At 67.6% G+C, this 19,861-nt stretch carries 20 protein-coding genes; 7 read left to right on the top strand and 13 right to left on the bottom strand.

The window, feature by feature from the left end; genetic code table 11:
- The first annotated feature begins 5 nt into the window (after positions 1-5).
- Positions 6-887 carry a DUF4097 family beta strand repeat-containing protein gene (locus tag CR156_RS13305; protein WP_100553184.1) on the top strand — a complete coding sequence of 294 codons (882 nt, stop codon included), beginning with the start codon at positions 6-8 and terminating at the stop codon, positions 885-887.
- 49 nt (positions 888-936) lie between these two features.
- Here the strand turns inward: CR156_RS13305 and CR156_RS13300 are convergent, their stop codons facing one another.
- From CR156_RS13300 to CR156_RS13290, 3 genes are all read right to left on the bottom strand, one after another.
- The gene (locus CR156_RS13300; RefSeq protein WP_025879072.1) at positions 937-1,119 is read right to left on the bottom strand and encodes a hypothetical protein; all 183 of its coding nucleotides are present in this window, start codon (positions 1,117-1,119) and stop codon (positions 937-939) included.
- Positions 1,120-1,130: 11 nt separating this feature from the next.
- Positions 1,131-1,424, bottom strand: a complete 294-nt coding sequence (locus CR156_RS13295) for a YkgJ family cysteine cluster protein (RefSeq protein WP_051501656.1) — start codon at positions 1,422-1,424, stop codon at positions 1,131-1,133.
- A 230-nt stretch (positions 1,425-1,654) separates the two neighbouring features.
- A complete protein-coding gene (locus CR156_RS13290; RefSeq protein ID WP_100461314.1) occupies positions 1,655-3,016 on the bottom strand; it encodes an Hsp70 family protein in 1,362 nt (453 codons plus the stop codon).
- A 180-nt stretch (positions 3,017-3,196) separates the two neighbouring features.
- On the opposite strand from CR156_RS13290, the gene CR156_RS13285 reads away from it, so the two are divergent.
- The gene (locus tag CR156_RS13285; protein WP_099818962.1) at positions 3,197-3,532 is read left to right on the top strand and encodes a zinc ribbon domain-containing protein YjdM; all 336 of its coding nucleotides are present in this window, start codon (positions 3,197-3,199) and stop codon (positions 3,530-3,532) included.
- 7 nt (positions 3,533-3,539) lie between these two features.
- Here the strand turns inward: CR156_RS13285 and CR156_RS13280 are convergent, their stop codons facing one another.
- A complete protein-coding gene (locus CR156_RS13280; protein WP_100554170.1) occupies positions 3,540-4,697 on the bottom strand; it encodes a tetratricopeptide repeat protein in 1,158 nt (385 codons plus the stop codon).
- 228 nt (positions 4,698-4,925) lie between these two features.
- On the opposite strand from CR156_RS13280, the gene CR156_RS13275 reads away from it, so the two are divergent.
- From CR156_RS13275 to CR156_RS13260, 4 genes are all read left to right on the top strand, one after another.
- The gene (locus CR156_RS13275; RefSeq protein ID WP_100553183.1) at positions 4,926-5,528 is read left to right on the top strand and encodes an HD domain-containing protein; all 603 of its coding nucleotides are present in this window, start codon (positions 4,926-4,928) and stop codon (positions 5,526-5,528) included.
- A gap of 49 nt (positions 5,529-5,577) precedes the next feature.
- Positions 5,578-5,757, top strand: a complete 180-nt coding sequence (locus CR156_RS13270) for an oxidoreductase-like domain-containing protein (RefSeq protein WP_243381985.1) — start codon at positions 5,578-5,580, stop codon at positions 5,755-5,757.
- The gene (locus tag CR156_RS13265; RefSeq protein WP_100553181.1) at positions 5,754-6,371 is read left to right on the top strand and encodes a DUF998 domain-containing protein; all 618 of its coding nucleotides are present in this window, start codon (positions 5,754-5,756) and stop codon (positions 6,369-6,371) included. The genes CR156_RS13270 and CR156_RS13265 overlap by 4 nt, the downstream gene beginning before the upstream one ends.
- Before the next feature lie 96 nt (positions 6,372-6,467).
- Positions 6,468-7,796: a virulence factor family protein gene (locus CR156_RS13260; protein ID WP_279324081.1), complete on the top strand. Its 1,329-nt coding sequence runs from the start codon at positions 6,468-6,470 to the stop codon at positions 7,794-7,796.
- Between the two features lie 126 nt (positions 7,797-7,922).
- Here the strand turns inward: CR156_RS13260 and mprF are convergent, their stop codons facing one another.
- Positions 7,923-10,487: a bifunctional lysylphosphatidylglycerol flippase/synthetase MprF gene (gene mprF, locus CR156_RS13255; RefSeq protein WP_100553179.1), complete on the bottom strand. Its 2,565-nt coding sequence runs from the start codon at positions 10,485-10,487 to the stop codon at positions 7,923-7,925.
- Positions 10,488-10,680: 193 nt separating this feature from the next.
- Here mprF and CR156_RS13250 point away from each other — a divergent pair, with 193 nt between their 5' ends.
- Positions 10,681-11,028: a RidA family protein gene (locus CR156_RS13250; protein WP_025879081.1), complete on the top strand. Its 348-nt coding sequence runs from the start codon at positions 10,681-10,683 to the stop codon at positions 11,026-11,028.
- Positions 11,029-11,111: 83 nt separating this feature from the next.
- On the opposite strand, the gene CR156_RS13245 is transcribed toward CR156_RS13250, so the two are convergent.
- The 8 genes from CR156_RS13245 to CR156_RS13210 all read right to left on the bottom strand — a co-directional run bounded on the left by CR156_RS13245 (position 11,112) and on the right by CR156_RS13210 (position 19,857).
- Positions 11,112-11,486 (bottom strand): hypothetical protein, encoded by a 375-nt coding sequence (locus tag CR156_RS13245; RefSeq protein WP_100553178.1) that lies wholly within the window; start codon positions 11,484-11,486, stop codon positions 11,112-11,114.
- 739 nt (positions 11,487-12,225) lie between these two features.
- Positions 12,226-12,639 carry an Rnf electron transport complex subunit RnfB gene (gene rnfB, locus CR156_RS13240; RefSeq protein ID WP_100461287.1) on the bottom strand — a complete coding sequence of 138 codons (414 nt, stop codon included), beginning with the start codon at positions 12,637-12,639 and terminating at the stop codon, positions 12,226-12,228.
- Positions 12,640-12,663: 24 nt separating this feature from the next.
- The gene (locus CR156_RS13235) at positions 12,664-13,254 is read right to left on the bottom strand and encodes an HAD family hydrolase (protein ID WP_025879084.1); all 591 of its coding nucleotides are present in this window, start codon (positions 13,252-13,254) and stop codon (positions 12,664-12,666) included.
- Between the two features lie 76 nt (positions 13,255-13,330).
- On the bottom strand, positions 13,331-15,409 hold the full coding sequence (gene metG / locus CR156_RS13230; RefSeq protein ID WP_100554169.1) for a methionine--tRNA ligase: 2,079 nt from the start codon (positions 15,407-15,409) through the stop codon (positions 13,331-13,333).
- A gap of 102 nt (positions 15,410-15,511) precedes the next feature.
- Positions 15,512-15,961, bottom strand: coding sequence for a DUF2147 domain-containing protein (locus CR156_RS13225; protein ID WP_100553177.1), 450 nt, complete (start codon positions 15,959-15,961; stop codon positions 15,512-15,514).
- 452 nt (positions 15,962-16,413) lie between these two features.
- Positions 16,414-16,818 carry an SMU1112c/YaeR family gloxylase I-like metalloprotein gene (gene gloA2 / locus CR156_RS13220; protein WP_100553176.1) on the bottom strand — a complete coding sequence of 135 codons (405 nt, stop codon included), beginning with the start codon at positions 16,816-16,818 and terminating at the stop codon, positions 16,414-16,416.
- On the bottom strand, positions 16,815-17,885 hold the full coding sequence (locus CR156_RS13215; RefSeq protein ID WP_100553175.1) for a serine hydrolase domain-containing protein: 1,071 nt from the start codon (positions 17,883-17,885) through the stop codon (positions 16,815-16,817). Before CR156_RS13215 ends, gloA2 begins: the two co-directional genes overlap by 4 nt.
- A 16-nt stretch (positions 17,886-17,901) precedes the next feature.
- Positions 17,902-19,857, bottom strand: coding sequence for a DUF885 domain-containing protein (locus tag CR156_RS13210; protein ID WP_100553174.1), 1,956 nt, complete (start codon positions 19,855-19,857; stop codon positions 17,902-17,904).
- Positions 19,858-19,861 lie beyond the last annotated feature (4 nt).

Below are 19,861 nucleotides of genomic sequence, written 5' to 3'. Positions count from 1 at the left end.
CCCCGATGACCCGAACCCTGATGTCCTGCTGTGTCGCGCTGCTGCTGGTGCCGGCCATGGCACTGGCCGACACCCGCATCGATGAACGCCACACGCTGGCTGCGGGCGGTCGTATCGAATTGAGCAATGTGGCCGGCAAGGTGAGCGTGCGTGGCTGGGACCGCAACGACGTGCAGCTTACCGGCACGCTCAGCGATGGCCTGCAGCTGCGCCAGGAAAAGAGTGCCAACCGGGTGCGCTGGGAGATCGAGTATCCCCGCCGCAGCAACAACGGCGGTGCCACGCTGGTGTTGAGCGTGCCGCGCTCGGTGGAGCTGCTGCTGAGCACGGTCAGTGCCGACCAGGACATCAGCGGCATTGACGTGCGCCGCCTGCAGGCCGATACGGTCAGCGGCAGCCTGAGCGCGTCCGGTCGCAGTGGCGACAGCAAACTCAACACGGTCAGTGGCAGTGTCAATGCGCGACTGCAGACGCCGAAGCTGGACGTGAACACGGTCAGTGGCCGCATCGAAGCCGGCGGCGGCGTGTCGGGCGATATCGGTGCGCAGACGGTGTCCGGCCGGGTCGAGGTCGACGCCGGTCGCGTGCAGCGGCTTGCGGTGGAAACCGTGTCGGGCAGCATCGACCTGTCGGCGACGGCGCTGGCGCCGGGCGGACGCATCAACGTGGAGTCGGTCAGTGCATCGGTCAGCCTGCGCCTGCCGCGCACGGTGTCGGCGCAGCTGTCGGTGAACAGCTTCAGCGGGTCGATCAACAGTGACGCCGGCAAGGTCGAGCGGCCGCGCTATGGGCCGGGCAGCAGCCTGGATGCCCGCCTGGGCAGCGGCGACGGCGATATCCGCGTGCAGTCGCACTCGGGCAGTGTGCAGGTACGCCTGGACCGCTGAGCGCGGTCCGGCAGGCCGCGGCGGCAGCGCCGCCGCGGTCGGGGGTGGGTCAGCTGGCTTTCTTCAGCGCCCAGGTGGTACCGAGAACTTCAATCTTGCCACCGCTCTTGCGGAACGCGGCCAGGTCGGAGGCGATCGAGTCGCTGTTGACCACGGTGCTGGCGGATGCGCCCTTGCGTTCGCTGCGGATGCTGTTGCTGGCCTTCGCGGGGGTCTTTGCCTTGCGGGGCATGGTTGCTCCTGTCAGGTGGAAGGGGAGGAAAGCGCGCAGGACTCAGCCTGGCGCAGGTAGTCCTGCCGCTCGCGGCGGCAGTCGTCGCCGCCCATCGAGAACTGGCGGCAGATCGCCGGGCGCTGCGAATAGATCGTGCAGCGCAGGTGATACGGATCGATCGCCGCGCACCAGCCTTCCTCGTTGCGCGCCATCACGGCACGGCCGTGGGCGTCGCGCGACAGGAACTGGCCGGGCACGTGGTCGCCGGGCTGCAGCAGGACCGGCAACCGGCAACAGACCGCGTCACAACGGCGGCAGTCGATGGGTGCTGGTTCAGCGTCAGGTTGTACGGCCACAGGGGCCTGGCGGGTGCCCAAAGCGGGTCTCGATGGCGGCTCGGGTAGTACGCGGACCATGATCGAGCCAGAGGGCATGGTCGCCAGACCCGCTGGGCGGGTCAGGCTGCACCATGGGTACACACACCGGCGAGGCCAGCGGAAGGTGCAGGGGTTTTCTAGCCGGCCAAGGGTAGCTCAGACCGCGTAACGTTTTGTTAATCCCGGCTGGCTGCCGCCAGCGCAAGGCCCTGGACGACTCCCAGCGAGGGCTCGCCGTGGACCATCCGGGCGCCCGGGAACGCCTCGGCAGCGGCCTGACGCAGGTAGCCGGCGCGGGACATGCCGCCGGTCAGGAACACCGCGTCCGGGTCGCCGCCGATGTCATTGCGGACCTGGGCGAGCAGCTCGCGGATCTGGGTCAGGTAGCCATGGGCGGCAGCGGCCAGACCGTCGGCGCTGTTGTCCACGTGCAGGTCGCGCGCGATGTAGTCCAGCGTGCTACGATGCTCGCTGGTGCCGCTGAGGGCGATCTTGGCGCGCTCGACATCGCGGTACAGGCGGGCGGTGTTGCCGGTGTCCTGCAGTGCCTGCAGGCGCGCGCCCCAGGGAGCGTCGACGTTGTCGTAGCTGTGCTGGCGGAACTCGCGCTGGCGGGTCATGTCCTGCACGGTGGCCGCTTCCACGTAGTGGTGGGTGGGCACGCGGGTGATGCCACGGCCGAACAGCGGCATGTAACCGGACAGGCTCAGGGCCAGGTCGATATCGGTACCGCCACGGGCGATACCCCAGGCGCGATGGATGCGTGGCGCTTCGCTGCCGCCCACTTCGGCGTGCGCGATATCGGTGGTGCCGCCGCCGATATCGACGATCACCGCTTGATGGCGATCGCTGCTTTCAGCGTGGTAATGCATGGCCGCGGCAGCGGGCTCTTCAAGGAAGTCGATCTGGTCGAAGCCGGCCTGGCTGGCCGCTTCGCGCAGGATGTCCAGGGCCTGGTCGTTGCCGGCCTCGCCGATCGAACTGCGGAACTGCACCGGGCGGCCGAGCAGGGCGCTGCGCAGCGGCTGGCCGAGCTGGGCGCTGGCGGTCAAGCGGATGTGTTCGAGGATGTGCGCGGCGATGCCGGTGATGGTCTGGCGCGCGCGCGGATGCAGGTTGTAGCCGAGCATGGACTTCGGGCTCTGCACGAGGTTGCCTTCGTGCTCCTCGAAGTACGCTTCCAGCGCATCGTCGCCATAGACCGCGTTCTGCAGCAGGTCGCTGGCGCTGCGTTCCTTTCCAGCGCGAGCCTCCATCCACTCCCGGCGCAGGGCGCGCAATGCCTCGCGGCGCAGGGCCTGTGGCGTGCGTTCCTGGCCAGCGGCGCGGGCTGCACGGGCGGCGCTGTCGATCAGCTGCTGCAGTTCGTGTTCCTGCCCGGCGTCGAGCTGGAAATCGTCCGGGTCGGGTACCACGCCGGGGAAGTACACGCTGGTACGGAACTGTTCGGCCTCGCCGAAGCGGATCGGCAGCAGCTTCCCATCACGCACGATGGCGGCGGCGGAGTTGCTGGTACCGAAGTCGATGCCGAGGCGCATGGGGGAGGTCCGGGGACGATCAGGGGCCGCGCACTCTGCTGGAGTTTGCCGCGCGCTGCAAGTTCCGGTGCCTCCCTTGTGCGGGGCGGGCCAGCCCCCCACCCGGGCCGCCGCCGGAAAATGAACGAAAAGGCCGGGCGGTTACAATGGCGGCTGTTGATTCATTTTGAGGTACTTGCGATGTCTTCTGTTCCCGCCTGCCCGCAGTGCACCCTGGAAAACACCTATGCCGATGGCGCGCTGTGGATCTGCGCCGACTGCGGCTTCGAGTGGACGGCCGAAGAAGGTGCTGGCTCGACCCTGGTCGTGCGTGACAGCAACGGCAATACCCTGCAGACCGGCGACACTGTCACCGTGATCAAGGACCTGAAGGTCAAGGGCTCTTCGATCCCGCTCAAGCAGGGCACCGTCATCCGCAACATCCGCCTGGTTGAAGACGATGCCGAACACATCGAAGGCAACTCGGACAAGATCAAGGGGCTGGTGCTGAAGACCTGCTTCCTCAAGAAGGCCTGATCGCGCCTCAGCGCTTGGCCTGCTGCGCCCGCCAGCGGGCCAGGCTGTCCAGCTTGGCCTGGTAGCGGGCCTGCTGGGTTGAACCGCCCAGTTCCTGCGCCCGCAGCAGTTCGCGGTCTGCACGCTGCAGCCGGCCGGTCAGGAAATACACCCGCGCCAGGCCGAAGTGGAACTGGTGCGCGGTGTCGTACAGACTCACCGCCCGCCGGTAGTACGTGATCGCCTTGTCCAGGTCGCCAGCGCGTTCGGCCTGGGCGCCCTGCATGTACTGCGCGAACGGATCCTCGCGCTGCACCGACTGCAGTTTCTTCTGCATCGACTGCGCCTGCGCGGTCATGCCGAGCTTGCGATAGAGCGCACTGGCGTTGTTCAGCGCCGCACTCTGGCGGCCGTCCAGGCGCAGGGCGGTGTCCAGCGCGATGCGAGCTCCCTGGTCGTCACCCAGGCGGTTGTCGAGCACGCCGATGTTGTTCCATGTCGAGGCGAAGCTTGGGTCCTGCGCCAGCGCGGCATCGAAGAATGCACGCGCGCCGCTCAGGTCGCCGTCGGCCAGATGTTCCGCGCCGCGGTTGTTGTAGTAGTGCGCCAGTGCCCGCTCACGGCTGATGGGCTGCGGCCCATGGCGGTCGTACAGCACGTTGCGGTCCAGGTCGACGGTGCCGTAGCGGCCGCCGACATCCACGCCGGCGTTGACGTGCCCGACGTTGTAGACCACGCCCTGGTCCTGGTCCTGGTACCACGACACTACCTGGCCGACTTCCTGCACCCGCGCCTGGATGCCGGCCTCACGGGCGAGAGTGACGAACAGCAGGGTGAAGGCCAGGCAGTTGGCGCGCTGGTGCTGCCAGATCTCGCTGACGGTGTAGGTCGCATCGGCGTCGTACTGCAGGTCCAGGCCGTGCTGGCTGAAGATCATTTCCACCAGCGCCTGCAGGCGCTGATCGCGCGAGTAACTGCGGTTGATCACCTGCTTCTGCAGCATCTCGCGCATCGCCGGCGGGATCGCGAACACCTGTTCGGGCGTCGGCACGCTGGCGGCGGTGACCTTTACGGTGGAGATGGTCGGGATGGCGGGCGCAGGAGCCGGCGCATCCTGCGCGGACAGGGCTGGCGCGCCGAGCGCGGCCAGTGACAGGAGAAAGCATCGAGCGGCAAGACGGCGCATGACGGTTTCCGGCAGCGGCGGGCGCTCCCGCCTGCAGCCAGTGTAGACCTGCATGTGGCGGTCCGCATCCACTGGCGATCAGCGCGTCGATCATCCACAGCCGGTGTGGACCAGCGCGCGACAAACCTGTGGACAACTGCTGCCGGGCCTTGCCTGGCGCGGCGCGTGAAATGATGGTGAAAAAACAGCCAGCTTGCCCGGCGTTGCCAAGGGCGGGATCATCCACGCATGGACTTCGCCCCGCTGACCCTCGCTCCCGCGCACTGGCAGGCACTGCAGGATGCCTATGCGACGCCGCCGCGCGGCTACCACCACTTCGGCCACGTGCGCGCGGTCCTGCAGCATTGCCAGGTGGTGGCCGAGGGGCCGGGCTGGCAGCAGCCGGCCGAGGTCTACCTGGCGGCGCTGTACCACGATGCGGTCTACCAGGCCGGGCGCAAGGACAACGAGGCAAAGTCGGCAGCGCTGGCCCTGCAGGCCATCGCGGACTCACCTGAGCTGGCATCGGTGGACGCCGGCCGGGTCGAGCAGTTGATCCTGCTTACCGCCCGCCATGGCGCGCTGGGCCCGGCCGATGTCGATGCCGAAGCCGCGTTGTTCCTGGATTGCGACATGGCGATCCTGGCGGCGCCGGAAGCGGTGTTCTCCGCCTACGACCGTGGCGTGGCCGAAGAGTACAAGGGCGTGGTGCCGGGCTTCCTGTACCGCGCCGGGCGCCGCCGCTTCCTGCAGGGGCTGCTGCGTGCGCCGCGGATCTTCCTCAGCGACTTTTTCGACCAGCGGCTTGATGCTGCCGCGCGGGCCAACCTGCGCCGTCAACTGGGCGCTTGAGCGCGCCGCTACACTATCCACCTGCAACCGCGTGGTGCTGTTTCCAGCCGTGACCGTCTCCGATACCCTTGCCGATCCCCGTCCGCTGCCGCCGGAAGAACCCGGCCCCAACGAATGCTGCGGCAGTGGCTGCCCGCTGTGCGTGCTCGACCTGTACACCGAGGAGCTGCAGCGTTACCGCAAGGTGCTGGCTGAGTGGAAGGCACGGCATCCGGACGCCGACCCATGAGTCGTGCCCGTCCAGCCGCGATGCTGGCGCTGGTGGCACTGCTGTTGTTCGTGGCGACCGCGTTGTGGACGCAGTTCGCGCGTGCGGATCTGGATTGGGTGAAGGCTACCCTGAGCCTGTACCTGCATGGGCCGTGGGGCCTGGCGCTGCGCACGGCCTACTGCCTGCTGGCAATGGCCATCGCCGTGCTCGGCATCGCGTTGTACCGGTACAGCGTGGGGCCACGGCGCAGCGCAGCGGCACCGTTGCTGTTCTGCGTGGCTGCCGGCGGCCTCGCCACCGTTGCCATCGGTGACAGCTGGCTGCCCGAGGCAACACCGTTGCTGGCACCGCTGATCCACGGGCTGGCCGCCAATACCGCCTTCCTGTGCGCCAGCGTGGGCATGCTGCTGCAGGCCTGGTACCTGCGCCGTGAGCCGGGCTGGCGAGGCAATGCGGCGCTGCTGTGGGGCTGGGCATGGTTGGCCTTCGTGCTGCTGTGGATGCACGTGCTCTGGCGTGGTGGCCCACCGCGCGGGCTGGGGCAGAAACTGGTGATCGCGGTGATCGTCGGCTGGTTGATCTGGCTGGCGCTGGCGCTGTATCGCCGCGGGCGTGCCGCCGGCACCCGCTGAATCGACCACCCGCTGTGTTGCGGGACGCCTGTGCCGGTACGTGCCGTGCACGCAGCGGCGGCGTATCGTGTGCGCATTCCAACGGGATGCGAAACGATGCGTGCAGGGCTGGGCAGGGCGATGGGACTGGTGTTGGCGCTGGCGGCGTTGCCAGCGGTGGCGGCAGTGCAGCAGGTCAGCCACGGACGCTTCGATCAGGTACCGGTGCATGTGCCGGCCGGGGCACCACAACGGGTGGTGATCTGGTTCCATGACGGCGCTGATGCCGGCCGCAGCCCGATCGAAGCGCTGCGTGCCGATGGTGCGCTGGTCGCATCGGTGGATGTGGCCCACCTGCGCGGCGTGCTCAAGCGCGAAGGCAACAGCAGTTGCGCGTTCGGGGCGGGCGATGTCGAGAATTTCTCGCGTTGGGTGCAGGCATTCCTGCATCTGCCGGGGTATCACCTGCCGTTGGTTGGCGGCAGCGGCGAAGGCGCCGAGCTGGCCTATGCGCTGGCAGCACAGGCCGACACCCAGGTCTTTGCCGGCCTGTTGACCTCGGGTTTCTGCCCGGCCCACATGCACGAGCGCATGGTCTGCGGCGATGGCGTGAAGCACGACCGCCTGCAGCCCAGTGAACTGAATTTCCCGTGGTTGAACGCGGCCGGTGCGCCGGGGTGTTCAACCAACAGTGCAGGCCCGTTTGTGCAGCAGGTTGCGATGGCCCGTGAATTCAAGCGCACCGTCGCCGGCGATGCGACACCGGGGCTGGTGGCAGCGGCCCGGGTGATCGGCGCGCAGGCCGGGGTCGCGCTGGCACCGCCGCCGGATGCCCTGAAGGGTTTGCCGGTAGTGGAGGTGCCGGCGCAGGGCAGCGGTGACACGTTGGCGGTGTTCGTTTCCGGCGATGGTGGCTGGGCCGGCCTGGACAAGGATGTAGCGGGTGCCCTGGCCGAACATGGCGTGGCGGTGGTTGGCCTCGATTCGCTGCGTTACTTCTGGAGCGAACGCACGCCGCAGGGATTCGCTGTCGATCTGCAGAAGATCATCGGCCACTACCGCCAGCAATGGCAGCGCGACAAGGTGATGTTGATCGGCTTCTCGCAGGGTGCCGATGTGCTGCCGGCCACCATCAACCAGCTGGATGCAGGCACCCGCGCCAGCCTCGAGCGCATCGTGCTGCTGTCGGTGGGCAAGAACGCTGACTTTGAATTCCATGTCAGCAACTGGCTGGGCGGTGGCGGCGGTGGTCTGCCGATCGCGCCGGAAGTGGCCAAGCTGCCGGCGGACAGGACCCTGTGCGTATACGGCGACAAGGACGAGGACGCGCTATGCCCCGATCTGCCGGGCAACGATGGCGTGCACAAGGTCAAGCTGCCGGGCGACCATCACTTCGGCGGCGACTACGATCGCTTGGCCGAGGTGATCCTCAAGGGCGGCGCGTAGGCCCCTGGTAGACGCCGACCTTGGTCGGCGCTGCGGCTTGGACCATCACGGCAGGAAGTGTGTCGACCAAGGTCGACACCTACCGGGCGGCAGGTAGCGCCGGGCCATGCCCGGCGGATCGTGACCTCAATTCCGCCGCGGGTCCAGCGAGATCAGCCGCGTGGCATCCAGCAGCGCGGCCGGCAGGTGCATGCCGCCGGGCGCGGCCAGGTAGCGCGGTCGCCACTGCGGATCGAACTTCGACTTGAACCTGCGCAGGCCACTGAAGCCATAGAAGCGCTCGCCATGCCGCGCGAGCAGGCCGGCCAGGCGGTTCCAGCGACCGGCCAGGCGGTGCTGGGCCAGGCCGGACAGCGGCGCCATGCCCAGCGAGAATCGCGCATACCCCTGCGCGCGCCCCCACAGGAACAGCTCGATGAACAGGAAATCCATCGTGCCCTTCGGTGCGTCGCTGACGTGACGCATCAGATCCACTGATAGTTCAGCGCCGGCCGGTGCCTGCCACAGGTTGGCAAAGGCCACGATCCGGCCTTCGGCTTCGACCAGGGCGATCGGGAAACGCACGAGATAGTCCGGGTCGTAGCTGCCCAGCGAGAAGCCCTTCTCGTCGCCGGACTTGTCGTCCAGCCACGCGTTGGAAATGGCATGCAGGCGTGGCAGCAGGGCAGGGATCTCTTCCGCCGGTGCAACGCGGAAGGACAGCCCACCGCGCTTGCCGCGGTTCCAGGCTTGCCGCAGGTCGGCACGCTCGCGGCCTTCCAGACCGAAGTCGTGCAGCGGCACCATGGCCTCTTCACCCAGCTTGACCAGACCCAGGCCGAGATCGAGATAGGTCTGCCAATACGCTTCACCCACCTGGTAGAACACCGGGCGCAGGCCGAGCCGGTCGGCTTCCTCGCGGAAGCGCCAGATCAATGCACGCGCCACCTCGGGCGGCCCGACCGGATCGCCCATCGCGATCAGCGAGCCGCCGTAGCGCTGCATCATCACAAAGCCCTTGTGTTCCGCATCGCGCAGTACCGCCTTGTCGGCGGTCAGCACCAGGCAGGCCTGGGTATCGGTAGCACCTGCCAGCACCGGTGCCAGCGCCTGCAGGGTTGCGTCGTCGGCAGGCGGCAGCGGGCTGCGCGTGCTGTGCAGCAACCGCGCCAGCCCGAACATCACCAGTGCCATCGCCACCAGCAGCAGCGCACGCAGCGCGCGCGGCGCATTGCCGGACACCGCGAACTGCCACCACAGCTCGTTCTGGTATTCGACATGGCTGTAAGTGAAGAACAGAAGCCACGTCACCGCCACCAGCACCAGGCCGAGGTTGCGCAGCCATGGCCACGACCAGGCTTCGTCCAGCAGCGCGCCCTGGCGATAGAACTCGCGCCGCGCCGCCCACAGCGCCATCGCCACCAGCAACGCCGACAGGGCGATCAGCGGTTGGCCGCCGCGCAGCCAGATCGGCAGCGGCGCGATCACGCAGATCGCCATCGCCAGCATCCAGGCCGCGTGGCTGCGGCGGGCCAGGCCCTGGCCGATCAGCAGCAGGGCGACGCCGCCCAGGCTGCCGATCAGGTGCGAGGTTTCCAGGATAGGCAGCGAGGCATTGATCAGGTGCCGCCGTGGCGTGGGCAGGGTGCCGTCGATGACCAGCGCGGCGCCGACGCTGAAGGCGGCCAGCGCGATGATCTGCGGCAACCACGGACGCAGCGCGTACCAGCCGGCGCGGGTTGCCCCTGCGCTGGCCTGCAGCGGTTGCCGCAGCGCGGGTGCCAGTGCCAGCACGGTGGCCAGCAGCAGCGGCAGCACGTAGTAGCTGACGCGGTAGATCAACGCCGCCGCCAGCACCGCCGCGGGCGCCACCTGCGGCAGCAGCTTCAGCAGGCTCCACTCGAACACGCCCAGGCCGGCCGGCACTGTGGAGACCAGGCCGGCCAGCACGGCCACGAGATACAGGCCGACGAAACCAGGCAGGCCGGTCGGTGTGGAATCCGGCAACAGCACGTAGAACGCGGCACTGGCCAACACCAGTTCGACCACGCTGAGCACGGTGACACCCAGCATGGTGCGTCGGTCGGGCAGCCACAGGCCATGGCCGAAGATGCGGAACTGGCGACCGTCGCGGCCGACCAGGATGAAGGTGGCCGCAAAGGCGGTCAGCGCGACGATGCCGACCACGCGCACCGCCGCAGGGTCCAGCGGCAGCGCAAGCGCGGCAGCGGCCGGCTCCATGCACAGCGCCACACCGATCAGCAGCCACGCGCCGAAGATGAAGCCCAGCGTGCTCATCAGCACCACCTGGCCGATCTGCGCGAGGTCCAGGCCGGCACTGCGGTAGCCACGCAGGCGCACGGCACCACCGGTGAGTGCGGCAAAGCCCACGGTCTGGCCCAGGGTGTGGGCCAGGAACGCGGTGATGCCGATCCGTGCCGGGTGCACGCGGATGCCGCTGCGGCGCAGGCCGATTGCATCGAAGCCGATCAGGCACGCGTAGCTGGCCAGGCCGAGCAGCACGGTGAGCGCGATCTGGGCACCGCTGAGCTGGCGGAAGGCCTGGCGGATCGCGCGATAGCCGTGCTCATCGAATTCCCCGGCCAGCCCGTGCAGGGCCAGCGCCAGGATCAGCAATGGAACGACGATGGTGACGACCCGCTTCCAGGTCGGGGCAGCGGCGGCAGGGACGGAATCGGTAGGGGCGGTCATCGGCGCAAGGGTGCGTCAGTAAGGGCGAGGGCGGTGTCAACGCAGGGCGTCGCGCATCGTGCGCCTGCCAGCGCGGTTTGACCAGCGGTACGGCTGTGCCGCCGGTGGCGGTATTCAGTGGCCGCACCGGGCACACACTTCCCACGCCGGCTGGGTGAGAATGCAGTTCAGACCACCCGCAGGAGCCACGCCCATGATGGAGCGTTACGACGTCGGACCGCGCATGTCCGAGATGACCGTGTACAACAAGGTTGCCTACCTTTCCGGCCAGATTCCGGAAGACACCAGCCAGGACATCACCGGGCAGACCCGGCAGGTACTGGCCGAGATCGACAAGTTGCTGGCGCTGGTGGCCAGTGACCGCCAGCACGTGCTGCGTGCGGAGATCTTCCTGGCCGACATGGCTGACTTCGAAGGCATGAACAAGGCGTGGGACGAGTGGGTGGTGGAGGGCGCGACCCCGGCCCGCGCCACCGTCGAAGCCAAGCTTGCGCACGCCGAATGGAAGGTCGAGATCATCGTTACGGCGGCCGTGCCGTAATGACCGGACAGGGGTCAGATCCCTTTTACTCCGGAAAAGGGATCTGACCCCGTTTGCCGGGGGGGCTGACGCTGCAACATCCGTTACAGCGGCGGCTGCAGTCGTGAGCTTGCCTGCGCGCACAAGGCCACGCAGGCAAGCATCAAGCCTTCCATGACCCGGTCGCCGACGTATTCTTCCGGCGCCCCATTCTGCCGGGCGCGTTCGGCGGCCAGCATGACCTCCTGCACCACCCGCAGCCCGGCCAGCGCGCAGTCGGCATCGGCCAGTGCCATGCACCGGCTGGGAAGTTGATGCCGTTCCGGCCACGCTTGGCCATCGGCCGCCGCGCCGGTGCCGATGCGGCGCAAGGTTGCAACCAGCGTAGTGGGATCATGCGCTGGTGACGGTTCAGTGTCCTCGCCGGCGTCTGCCGGGCCGAGGTAAGCGTGCAGATGGGGGAAATCCGATGCGTTCATGGCAAGGCTCCGTGCAGGACAGACGGTAGCCGCCACTCAAAGGTGGCGGACGGAGACGTGGCTCGAAAACCGGTGTCGAACGCTCCGGCTGGCCCGAAGACCCCCACGCCCCGCCCGCCATAGCCGGCAGACGGATTGCCAGCCGGCGCCACGCAAGGTGACGCCGGCTGGCAAGCGTAAACAACGTTCGACAAAACGGGTTTTCGAAGCCCGGCCACCCTTTTCCGGTGGCTCACCATCTGTAAACCTGCTGCTGCGCAATGCCAATCAGACGCGTTGCATTGCTCGCACCATCAAGACGCTTTCAGCATTTTTGCATGCTGTTGAACAGCCTCAAGCGCAGCTGGCGCAAGGGTCGCGAATGATCGAGCAATCTGCGACATGCATCGTGATTCGATAGTTGCCAGTGCACACAGGGCAGGTCGTTTGCGACGAAGGTCCATGACGTCGGACAGATGGTGCGGACCAAGGTCCGCACCTACCAACACCCCAGCCATAGCATTGCAGTTGCTCGACCGTCCGTGACGGATATCTGTCGAGGGCTGGTGGGCGGGGGCAAGCGGGACCGTTGGCGCCATGGATGGCGCCATCGAGCCCCCATGGATGGGTTCACGGCGTGTCCCGCTTGCCCCCGCCCACCAGCCCAGACCATCAAACCCAGCCAGCCGACGCTCCGGCTGTTGCCGTTGCTGTTGCTTGAAAACGCGCAACGCGACGCCGCCGCGTCGCAAAAAAAAAACTACACCAACACCAGCTCGATGCAATCCACAGGACACGGCGGAATACACAACTCGCACCCCGTGCACAGATCCGCAATCACCGTATGCATGTATTTCGCCCCGCCGACGATCGCATCCACCGGGCATGCCTGTATGCACTTCGTACACCCGATGCAGTCAGCCTCCACGATCAACGCCACCTGCGGCGCCTTGTGCTCGCCACGACTGCGATCAAACGGCAGCGCCGGCACACCCAGCACCTGCGCCAACGCCCGCGCCCCGGCATCGCCGCCCGGCGGACAACGATCCACGCCCACCTCACCACGGGCCATCGCCTGCGCATACGGGCGACAGCCGTCGTAGCCGCATTGCCCGCATTGGGTCTGCGGCAGCAAGCGGTCCAGGCGTTCGGTCAGGGGCGGAATCAGGCTCATGCGTGGCGAAGGCTGCGCGTGTGGTTACTTCAGGGGTTTGCCGCGGTACCAGCGCTCGTGCGCCAGGGCCAGCATCGGCCGATCTTCGGCGCTGTCACCGTAGGCATGGATGCGTGTGTAGCGTGACAGATCGAACTGGCGACGGATGTGCTCGACCTTGCGCGGGCCACAATCGCCACCGGCGTAGCGGCCGGTCAGGCGTCCGCTTTCGCTTTCCAGTCGATTGCAGATCAGCTGCAGGCCCAGTTGTTCGCACCACGGCCGCAGGTACAGGTCCAGTGAACCGGACACCACCACCACGGTGTGCTGCTGCTCCTTGTGCCAACGGATCTGCTCCAGCATTTCCGGACGCACGACATCGGGCAGGAACTCGCGGGAAAAGCCCGCCGCCAGCGTCTCGATGTCATCGGCGTGGCGCTCGCTGAAGGTCAACCGGGTCACCCGTGCGCGGATGCGCTCGGCGGAGATCAGCTTCAGCTTGTAGGCCAGCAGCCAGGGGCCGACTTTCCACCAGGCCTGTGCCAGCTGTTCGGCGGTGGCAACCCGGCGCAGGAAGCGGCCGTAGGTGTCGCAGGTGGTAACGGTGTGGTCGAAGTCGAACAGCGCCAGTTCCAACGCAGCATCTCCCATCACGGTACCTCCCTTCGCGGTGCTCATGACCGGGCGCGGCCGGGGCCGCGCCCGTGTTGCATCAACGCACCGGCATGCCCGGCTGCGCGCTGCTGTCGGCGTCCAGCAGCGCCAGCGCGCCGCCATCGAAACCGGCCGACAGGATCATGCCTTCGCTCAGGCCGAAGCGCATCTTGCGCGGGGCCAGGTTGGCGATGAACACCACGCTGCGGCCGACCAGCGCTTCCGGCTCGCCGTAGCTGGCGCGGATGCCGGAGAAGATCTGGCGCTTGCCGAGTTCGCCCGCATCCAGTTCGAAACGCAGCAGCTTGTCCGAACCTTCCACGAACTCGCACACCAGCACCTTGCCGATGCGCAGGTCGAGCTTGGCGAAGTCGTCGATGCCGATGTAGGCCGGCGCGTCAGCGCTCTTTGCTTCGTCCTTGGCCACCACCGGTGCGGCAGGCTTGGCGGCTTCCACCTTCGCTGCGGGGGCTGCAGCGGCAGCGGTCAGGGTGTCCTTGGAGGCGTCGATCATGGCGTCAATCTTCTTCGGGTCGATACGGGTGAACAGCGGGGTGTATTCGGTGATGCGGTGGCCCAGCAGCGGCTGCGCCAGCGCGGTCCAGTCATTCACCGGCGCGGCCAGGAAGGCCTCGGCCTGCGCGGCGGTGGCCGGCAGCACCGGCTTCAAGGCGGTGACCAGCACGCGGAACAGGTTCAGGCCCTGGCTGCACACCGCCTGCAGCTGCGCGTCGGCGCCTTCCTGCTTGGCGATCACCCACGGCTTGACGTCATCGATGTAGCGGTTGGCTTCATCGGCCAGGGTCATGGTCAGGCGGATCGCCGCGGCCGGGTCGTTGCGCTCGTAGGCTTCACGGATTGGCGCCAAACCATCGACGAAGCGCTGGTACTGCGCCGCGTCGGGCAGCTGCGCGGCCAACTGGCCATCGAAGCGCTTGCTGATGAAACCGGCGCAGCGGCTGGCGAGGTTGACGAACTTGCCGACCAGATCGGCATTGACGCGGGCGATGAAGTCGCCCAGGTTCAGGTCGAGGTCGTCGACGCCGCCACCGGACTTGGCGGCGAAGTAGTAACGCAGCGCCTCCGGCTCCAGGCCGGCATCCAGGAACGTACGCGCCATCACGAAGGTGCCGCGCGACTTGCTCATCTTCGCGCCATCGACGGTCAGGTAGCCGTTGACGTGCAGGCGCGTCGGCGCGCGGTGGCCGGTGCCGTGCAGCACCGCCGGCCAGAACAGGCCGTGGAAGTTGACGATGTCCTTGCCGAGGAAATGATGCAGCTCGGTGCTGGTGCCGGCACGCAGGTGCGCTTCGAAATCCTCGCCGATCTTGCCGCACAACGTCTGGAAGCTGGACAGGTAGCCGATCGGCGCGTCCAGCCAGACGTAGAAGTACTTGCCCGGCTGGCCGGGAATCTCGAAACCGAAGTACGGCGCATCGCGCGAGATGTCCCACGCGCGCAGGCCACCTTCGGCATTGAGCCATTCACCGAGTTTGGCCTTCACGCCGGGCAGGGCGACATCGCCGGCCAGCCAGTCGCGCAGGAAGCCGTCGAAGTGGCCGACCTCGAAGAAGAAGTGCTCCGAATCGCGCATTTCCGGGGTGGCCCCGGAGATCACCGAGCGCGGTTCCTTCAGGTCGGTCGGCGCATAGGTGGCGCCGCAGACTTCGCAGTTGTCGCCGTACTGGTCGGCGCTGCCGCAGTTGGGGCAGATGCCCTTGACGTAGCGGTCGGGCAGGAACATGCCCTTGGCCGGGTCGTAGAACTGCGCCACGGAACGACGGCTGATGTGGCCAGCGGCTTCCAGCTTCAGGTAGAACGCCTCGGTCAGTGCCTTGTTGGCCGCCGAATTGGTCGAGTCGTAATGGTCGAAGGCGACGCCAAAGGCGGCGAAATCGCGTTCGTGACTGGCCTGGATGTTGGCGATGAAGGCTTCCGGGGTGACCCCGGCCTTCTCCGCAGCCAGCATGATCGGCGTGCCGTGGGTGTCGTCGGCGCACACGAACCAGGCCTTGCCGCCGCTCATTCGACGCGCACGCACCCAGATGTCAGCCTGGATGTAGCCGACCAGGTGGCCCAGGTGCAGCGGGCCGTTGGCGTAGGGCAGGGCGGTGGTGACGAGCGCGGTACGGGTCATGGTCACGGGGTGCAGCCAGGGGGAACCGGGGATTATCGCATGCCCGCAACGCGGTGACCCGGCCGGAGCCGGGTCACTGGGGGCCGTGCAGGACCGGTGCGCTTACTCGCGCACCCAGGTCTGCGTGCGGCAGATGAAGGCGATGCAGCCGGCCACATCCAGCTTGGTGCCACCGGACTGGAGTTCCAGCTTGGACTTGTAGGTCTTGCCGTTGCCCGGGTCGAGGATGGTGCCGCCGGACCACTTGCTGGTGCTGCCCTTGTCCTGGGCCAGGTTCCAGAGGATGGTCATGCCGCGCACCGGCTTGTTCTTGTTGGCGCCTTCGCAACCGTCGCAGACCGGGTTCGGGCCCTTGTCCGAATGCAGGATCTCGACCACACGGCCGGTCAGCGTGCCGTTGGCGGCCTGGCTGATCTCGACGATCGACTTCACCTTGCCGGTCTTGTCGTCGATGGTCTTCCAGCGGCCGGCGGCACTGTCGGCGGCCTGCGCGGAGAGCGCGGCCAGGCACAGCGGCAGCGCCAGCAGCAGGGTCTTGAAGGTCTTGCGCATGGTCCCCTCCCAGGGTTCATTCCGGCACGATGCCGGTACGGGTCGACTGTATACCCATTCGGCGGGGTATGGGGAAGGGGGGCTTGGCCGGGCTGCGCCCGGCACCCGCAGAGGCAACGGCCGGAGCAACGGCAAAAGCGGCTGTTCTGTGGGATGGCGGGGTGGGTCCGGTTGCGGGGGACGCTGCAAGTACGTCCATGCAAGCTCGGTCGCCGCATCCATGCGGCTCACGCCCCCGCAACCGGACCCACCCCGCCTTCGACAGAGTCCTGCGATCTGTCGGAATGGCATGGCCTGCTGTTGGTGGGTGTCGACCTTGGTCGACACTTGGATCCATGCCATGTATGGATGAACACCTGTCGGAATGGCACGGCCTGCTCTTGGTAGGTGTCGACCTTGGTCGACACGTAGATCCACGCCATGCGTGGATGAACTTCGCGATTGAGGATCGCTCAACCGATCTCGTACAGCTCCAGCGGCAGGTCGTCGGGGTCGGCGAAGAAGGTGAAGCGGCGGCCGGTGTATTCGTCCACGCGGATCGGTTCGCAGGCTACGCCGTGGCTGGCCAGGCGTTCGATGAATGGTTCCAGCGCAGCCACCCGGAACGCGAGGTGGCGCAGGCCCTGGGCTTCGGGGCGGCTGGGCCGTGCGGGCGGCGAGGGGAAGGAGAACAGCTCCAGTTGGCCGCCATCGGGGAGGGCCAGGTCCAGCTTCCACGAGTCGCGTGCGACGCGGTGGTTCTCGGCCAGTATGCGCAGGCCCAGCACGCGCACGTAGAAGTCTTTCGAGCGCGCGTAGTCGCTGCAGATCAGTGCGGCATGGTGGATGCCCAGCAGGCCGGTGGTTTCGGGGGTCATTGCAGGGTGTCCAGCCAGCGCTGGGCGATCTTCAGCGCCAGCGGATAGGGTTCGGGGGCGTTGCGGTTGCTCAGCACGATCACGGTCAGGTGTTTGTCCGGGTAGCGCAGGATCACGTTGCGGAAGCCGATGCTTTCGCCGCTGTGCCACTGCATGCGGCCGTTCAAGCGCCAGCCGAAACCGTAGTGCGGTACGTCCGCTTCGGTGGTGGCGGTGGCCGGGCTGAACATCGCCTTGCGTGATGCGGCCGACAGCAGGCGGTCGTCGTACAGGGCCGCATCCCAGCGCGCGAGGTCGTCCAGCGAGGCGTAGATGCCGCCGTCGCCGAGTACGGCGCTGGTCGTGCTCTGGTCGGTGCGTTGCCAGTGGCCGTCAACCTCGCTGTAGCCATAGGCACGCTGCGCCACAACATCGACACCGTCCTGGTGGGCGACGGTATGCGCCATGCCCAGTGGCCGGAAGATGCGCTGCTGCAGGAAGCTGGCAAAGTCGCTGCCGGCGGCGCGGCCGACGATCAGCGCCAGCAATGCGTAGCCGCTGTTGCTGTAGCGGTACTGCGTACCGGGTGCGAAGGCGAGCCGATCTTCGCGGGCGAGCAGGGCAAGCACATCGGCGTCGTGCACCTGCCGGGTGTCGGCAGGGTCCATCAGGTCTTCGTAGTCCAGCAGGCCGCTGGTGTGCGACAGCAACTGCCTCAAGGTGATGGCGGCAGCGGCGGGCGGCAGTTCCGGCAGCCAGCGCCGCGCGGGCTGGTCCAGTGCGAGGCGACCGTCCTCGATCAGCAACAGCACCGCCGCAGCGGTGAACTGCTTGCTGACCGAGGCCAGGCGGAAGTTGCTGGCCGGCGTCACTGCGCTGCCATCTTCGACCACGGCCAACCCGTAGCCGCGGCGGAATACCGGCTGCCCGTCGTGCAGCACCAGCACCGCCGCACCCGGCACCTGGCCATCGTAGGCCTGCATCAGGCCATCGATGCCTGCATCCGGCGGCGCCAGCGGTGCCGCCGCCAGGGTGATCGACGGCAGCACAGCGAGGACGGCGATACACAGCAGGGCGGCAGGGCGCATGGCAGCTCCGTGACGGTCAGGGTGCGGGTGCGGGTGCTGGTGCTGGTGTTGCCGTGGCCGGCTGGGCCAGCCAGCGTTCGATCTTGTGGTCCAGTACATCCAGTGGCATCGAACCGTCCTTCAGCACTTCGGCATGGAAGCGACGCAGGTCGAACGCTGCACCCTGGCGTGCCTTGGCCTTGTCGCGCAGGGCGATGATCGTGGTCAGGCCCGCCACGTTGGACAGCGCCTGGCCAGGCTGGGCCATGATCCGTTCGACCTCGGCGTTGGCGTCGTCGCTGCTCATGTCCACGGTCTTCTGCAGATAGGTCACGGCCTGCTGCTTGCTCCAGCCCTGCGCATGCACGCCGGTGTCGGCGACCACGCGCGCGGCGCGCAGCAGGCGCGAATACAGGTAGCCGATGCGGTCGTACGGATCGGTGTACGCGCCGAGGTCTTCGCCCAGGGTCTCCGCATACAGGCCCCAGCCTTCGACGAAGGCGAGGTCACCGCCGAGGCGGCGGAAGCGCGGCAGCTTGGTCAGTTCCTGCTGCAGGCCCAGCTGCACGTGGTGGCCGGGAATGGCTTCATGCAGGTACTGCACCGGCACGTTCCAGCGCTTGCGGCTGGGCAGGTCGCGGGTGTTGACGAACAGCACGCCGGGTTGCCCCGGGGGCGACGGCTGGTAGGAGGCTGCGGCGGCGGTCATGGCGCGCTCCGGTTCCACTGCATGGATCTGCAGCGGCGCCTTCGGCAGGGTGTCCAGCACCAGCGGCAGGCGTGCATCGACCTGCTGCTGCACCTGCCGGTAACGGTTGAGCAGCGCGTTGGCGTCGCTGTACTGGAACTGGCGGTCGTTGCGCATGCTGCGCAGCAGCTTGGCCTGCGAACTGCGCAGCTTGCCATCGCGCATCACCGTGGTGATCTGCGCCTGCAGCTCCTGCACACGCTGTTCGCCCAGCGCGTGCAGCTGCGCGGCGGTCTGCTGGCTGGCGGTGGTCTGCACGATCAGGTTGGCATACCACGCCTGCCCATCGGGCAGTGCGCCGAGGCCGCTGCTGCTGCGCGTGGCAGGCAGGTATTCGGTGGCGATGAAGCCACGCAGGGCGCGGTAGGCCGGCATGATGCGCAGTTCGATCATGCGCTTGTACTCGGCGCTGATGCGCGCCTTGTCTTCGGCGGAGATGGACTCCGGCATGGTCCGGATCGGCGACCAGAAGATGCTCTCTTCGGCGGTCGGCTTGATCACCGCGTCCAGCTGCGGCAGTACTTTTTCCATCAGGTCGCGCGGCTGCACCACGCCGGCCTTCATGCCCTGGCGCATGTTGGCGATGGCCTGGTCGAACAGATCGGGAATGCCCAGCGAGCGGCGCGACCAGGTGTCGTAGTCCTTGGCCGTGTTGAACGGCTGCGCGCCAGCACCGGCGCCGAGGATGGCCATGATGCTGCCGACGTTGTAGTACTGGCTGATCGGCATCATCCAGCTCGGATAGCGTTCGGCGGCCAGCGAGGCGCGGGCGTCGCGCACGAAGATCTCGTAGCTGAGCAGGTCCTGCCCCTGCAGGCCGTCGCTGCCGATCTTCTCGACCTTGCCCAGCCATTCGGTGGTGAAGTCGTGCGATTGCTGGCGCCAGGCGGCGGAAAGAATATTGGGCAGCTGGTCGTTGTAGCGCGGCTCGCCCTGGAAGGTCGCCTGCAGCGGGTTCAACCGCATTGAGGCATCCCAGTATTCGTCGTACAAGCGCTCCAGCTGCACCTGCTTGGGCACTGCGCGGGCCGGGGCGACCGGGCGCGGCGCGGCGCGGCGCGCCGAACTGCCGCGGGCCGGCGGGGTGGCACGTGTGCCGGCGCGGGCCTTCGGCTTGGCTGCCTGGCGGGTCTGCGCGGCGGCGGGGCGGCTGCCCTTCTTCTTCGCTGCTTCGGCCGGCGGAACGGCGCTGAACAGGAACAACGCGGCGATGGCGGCGGCCAGGACGCGGGGGGAATACGGCATCAAG

The sequence above is a fragment of the Stenotrophomonas lactitubi genome (assembly GCF_002803515.1).
GTDB classification, from domain to species: Bacteria; Pseudomonadota; Gammaproteobacteria; order Xanthomonadales; family Xanthomonadaceae; genus Stenotrophomonas; species Stenotrophomonas lactitubi.
The sequence above is the reverse complement of the archived record's forward strand: the minus strand, read 5'-3'. Positions and strand labels throughout refer to the sequence as shown.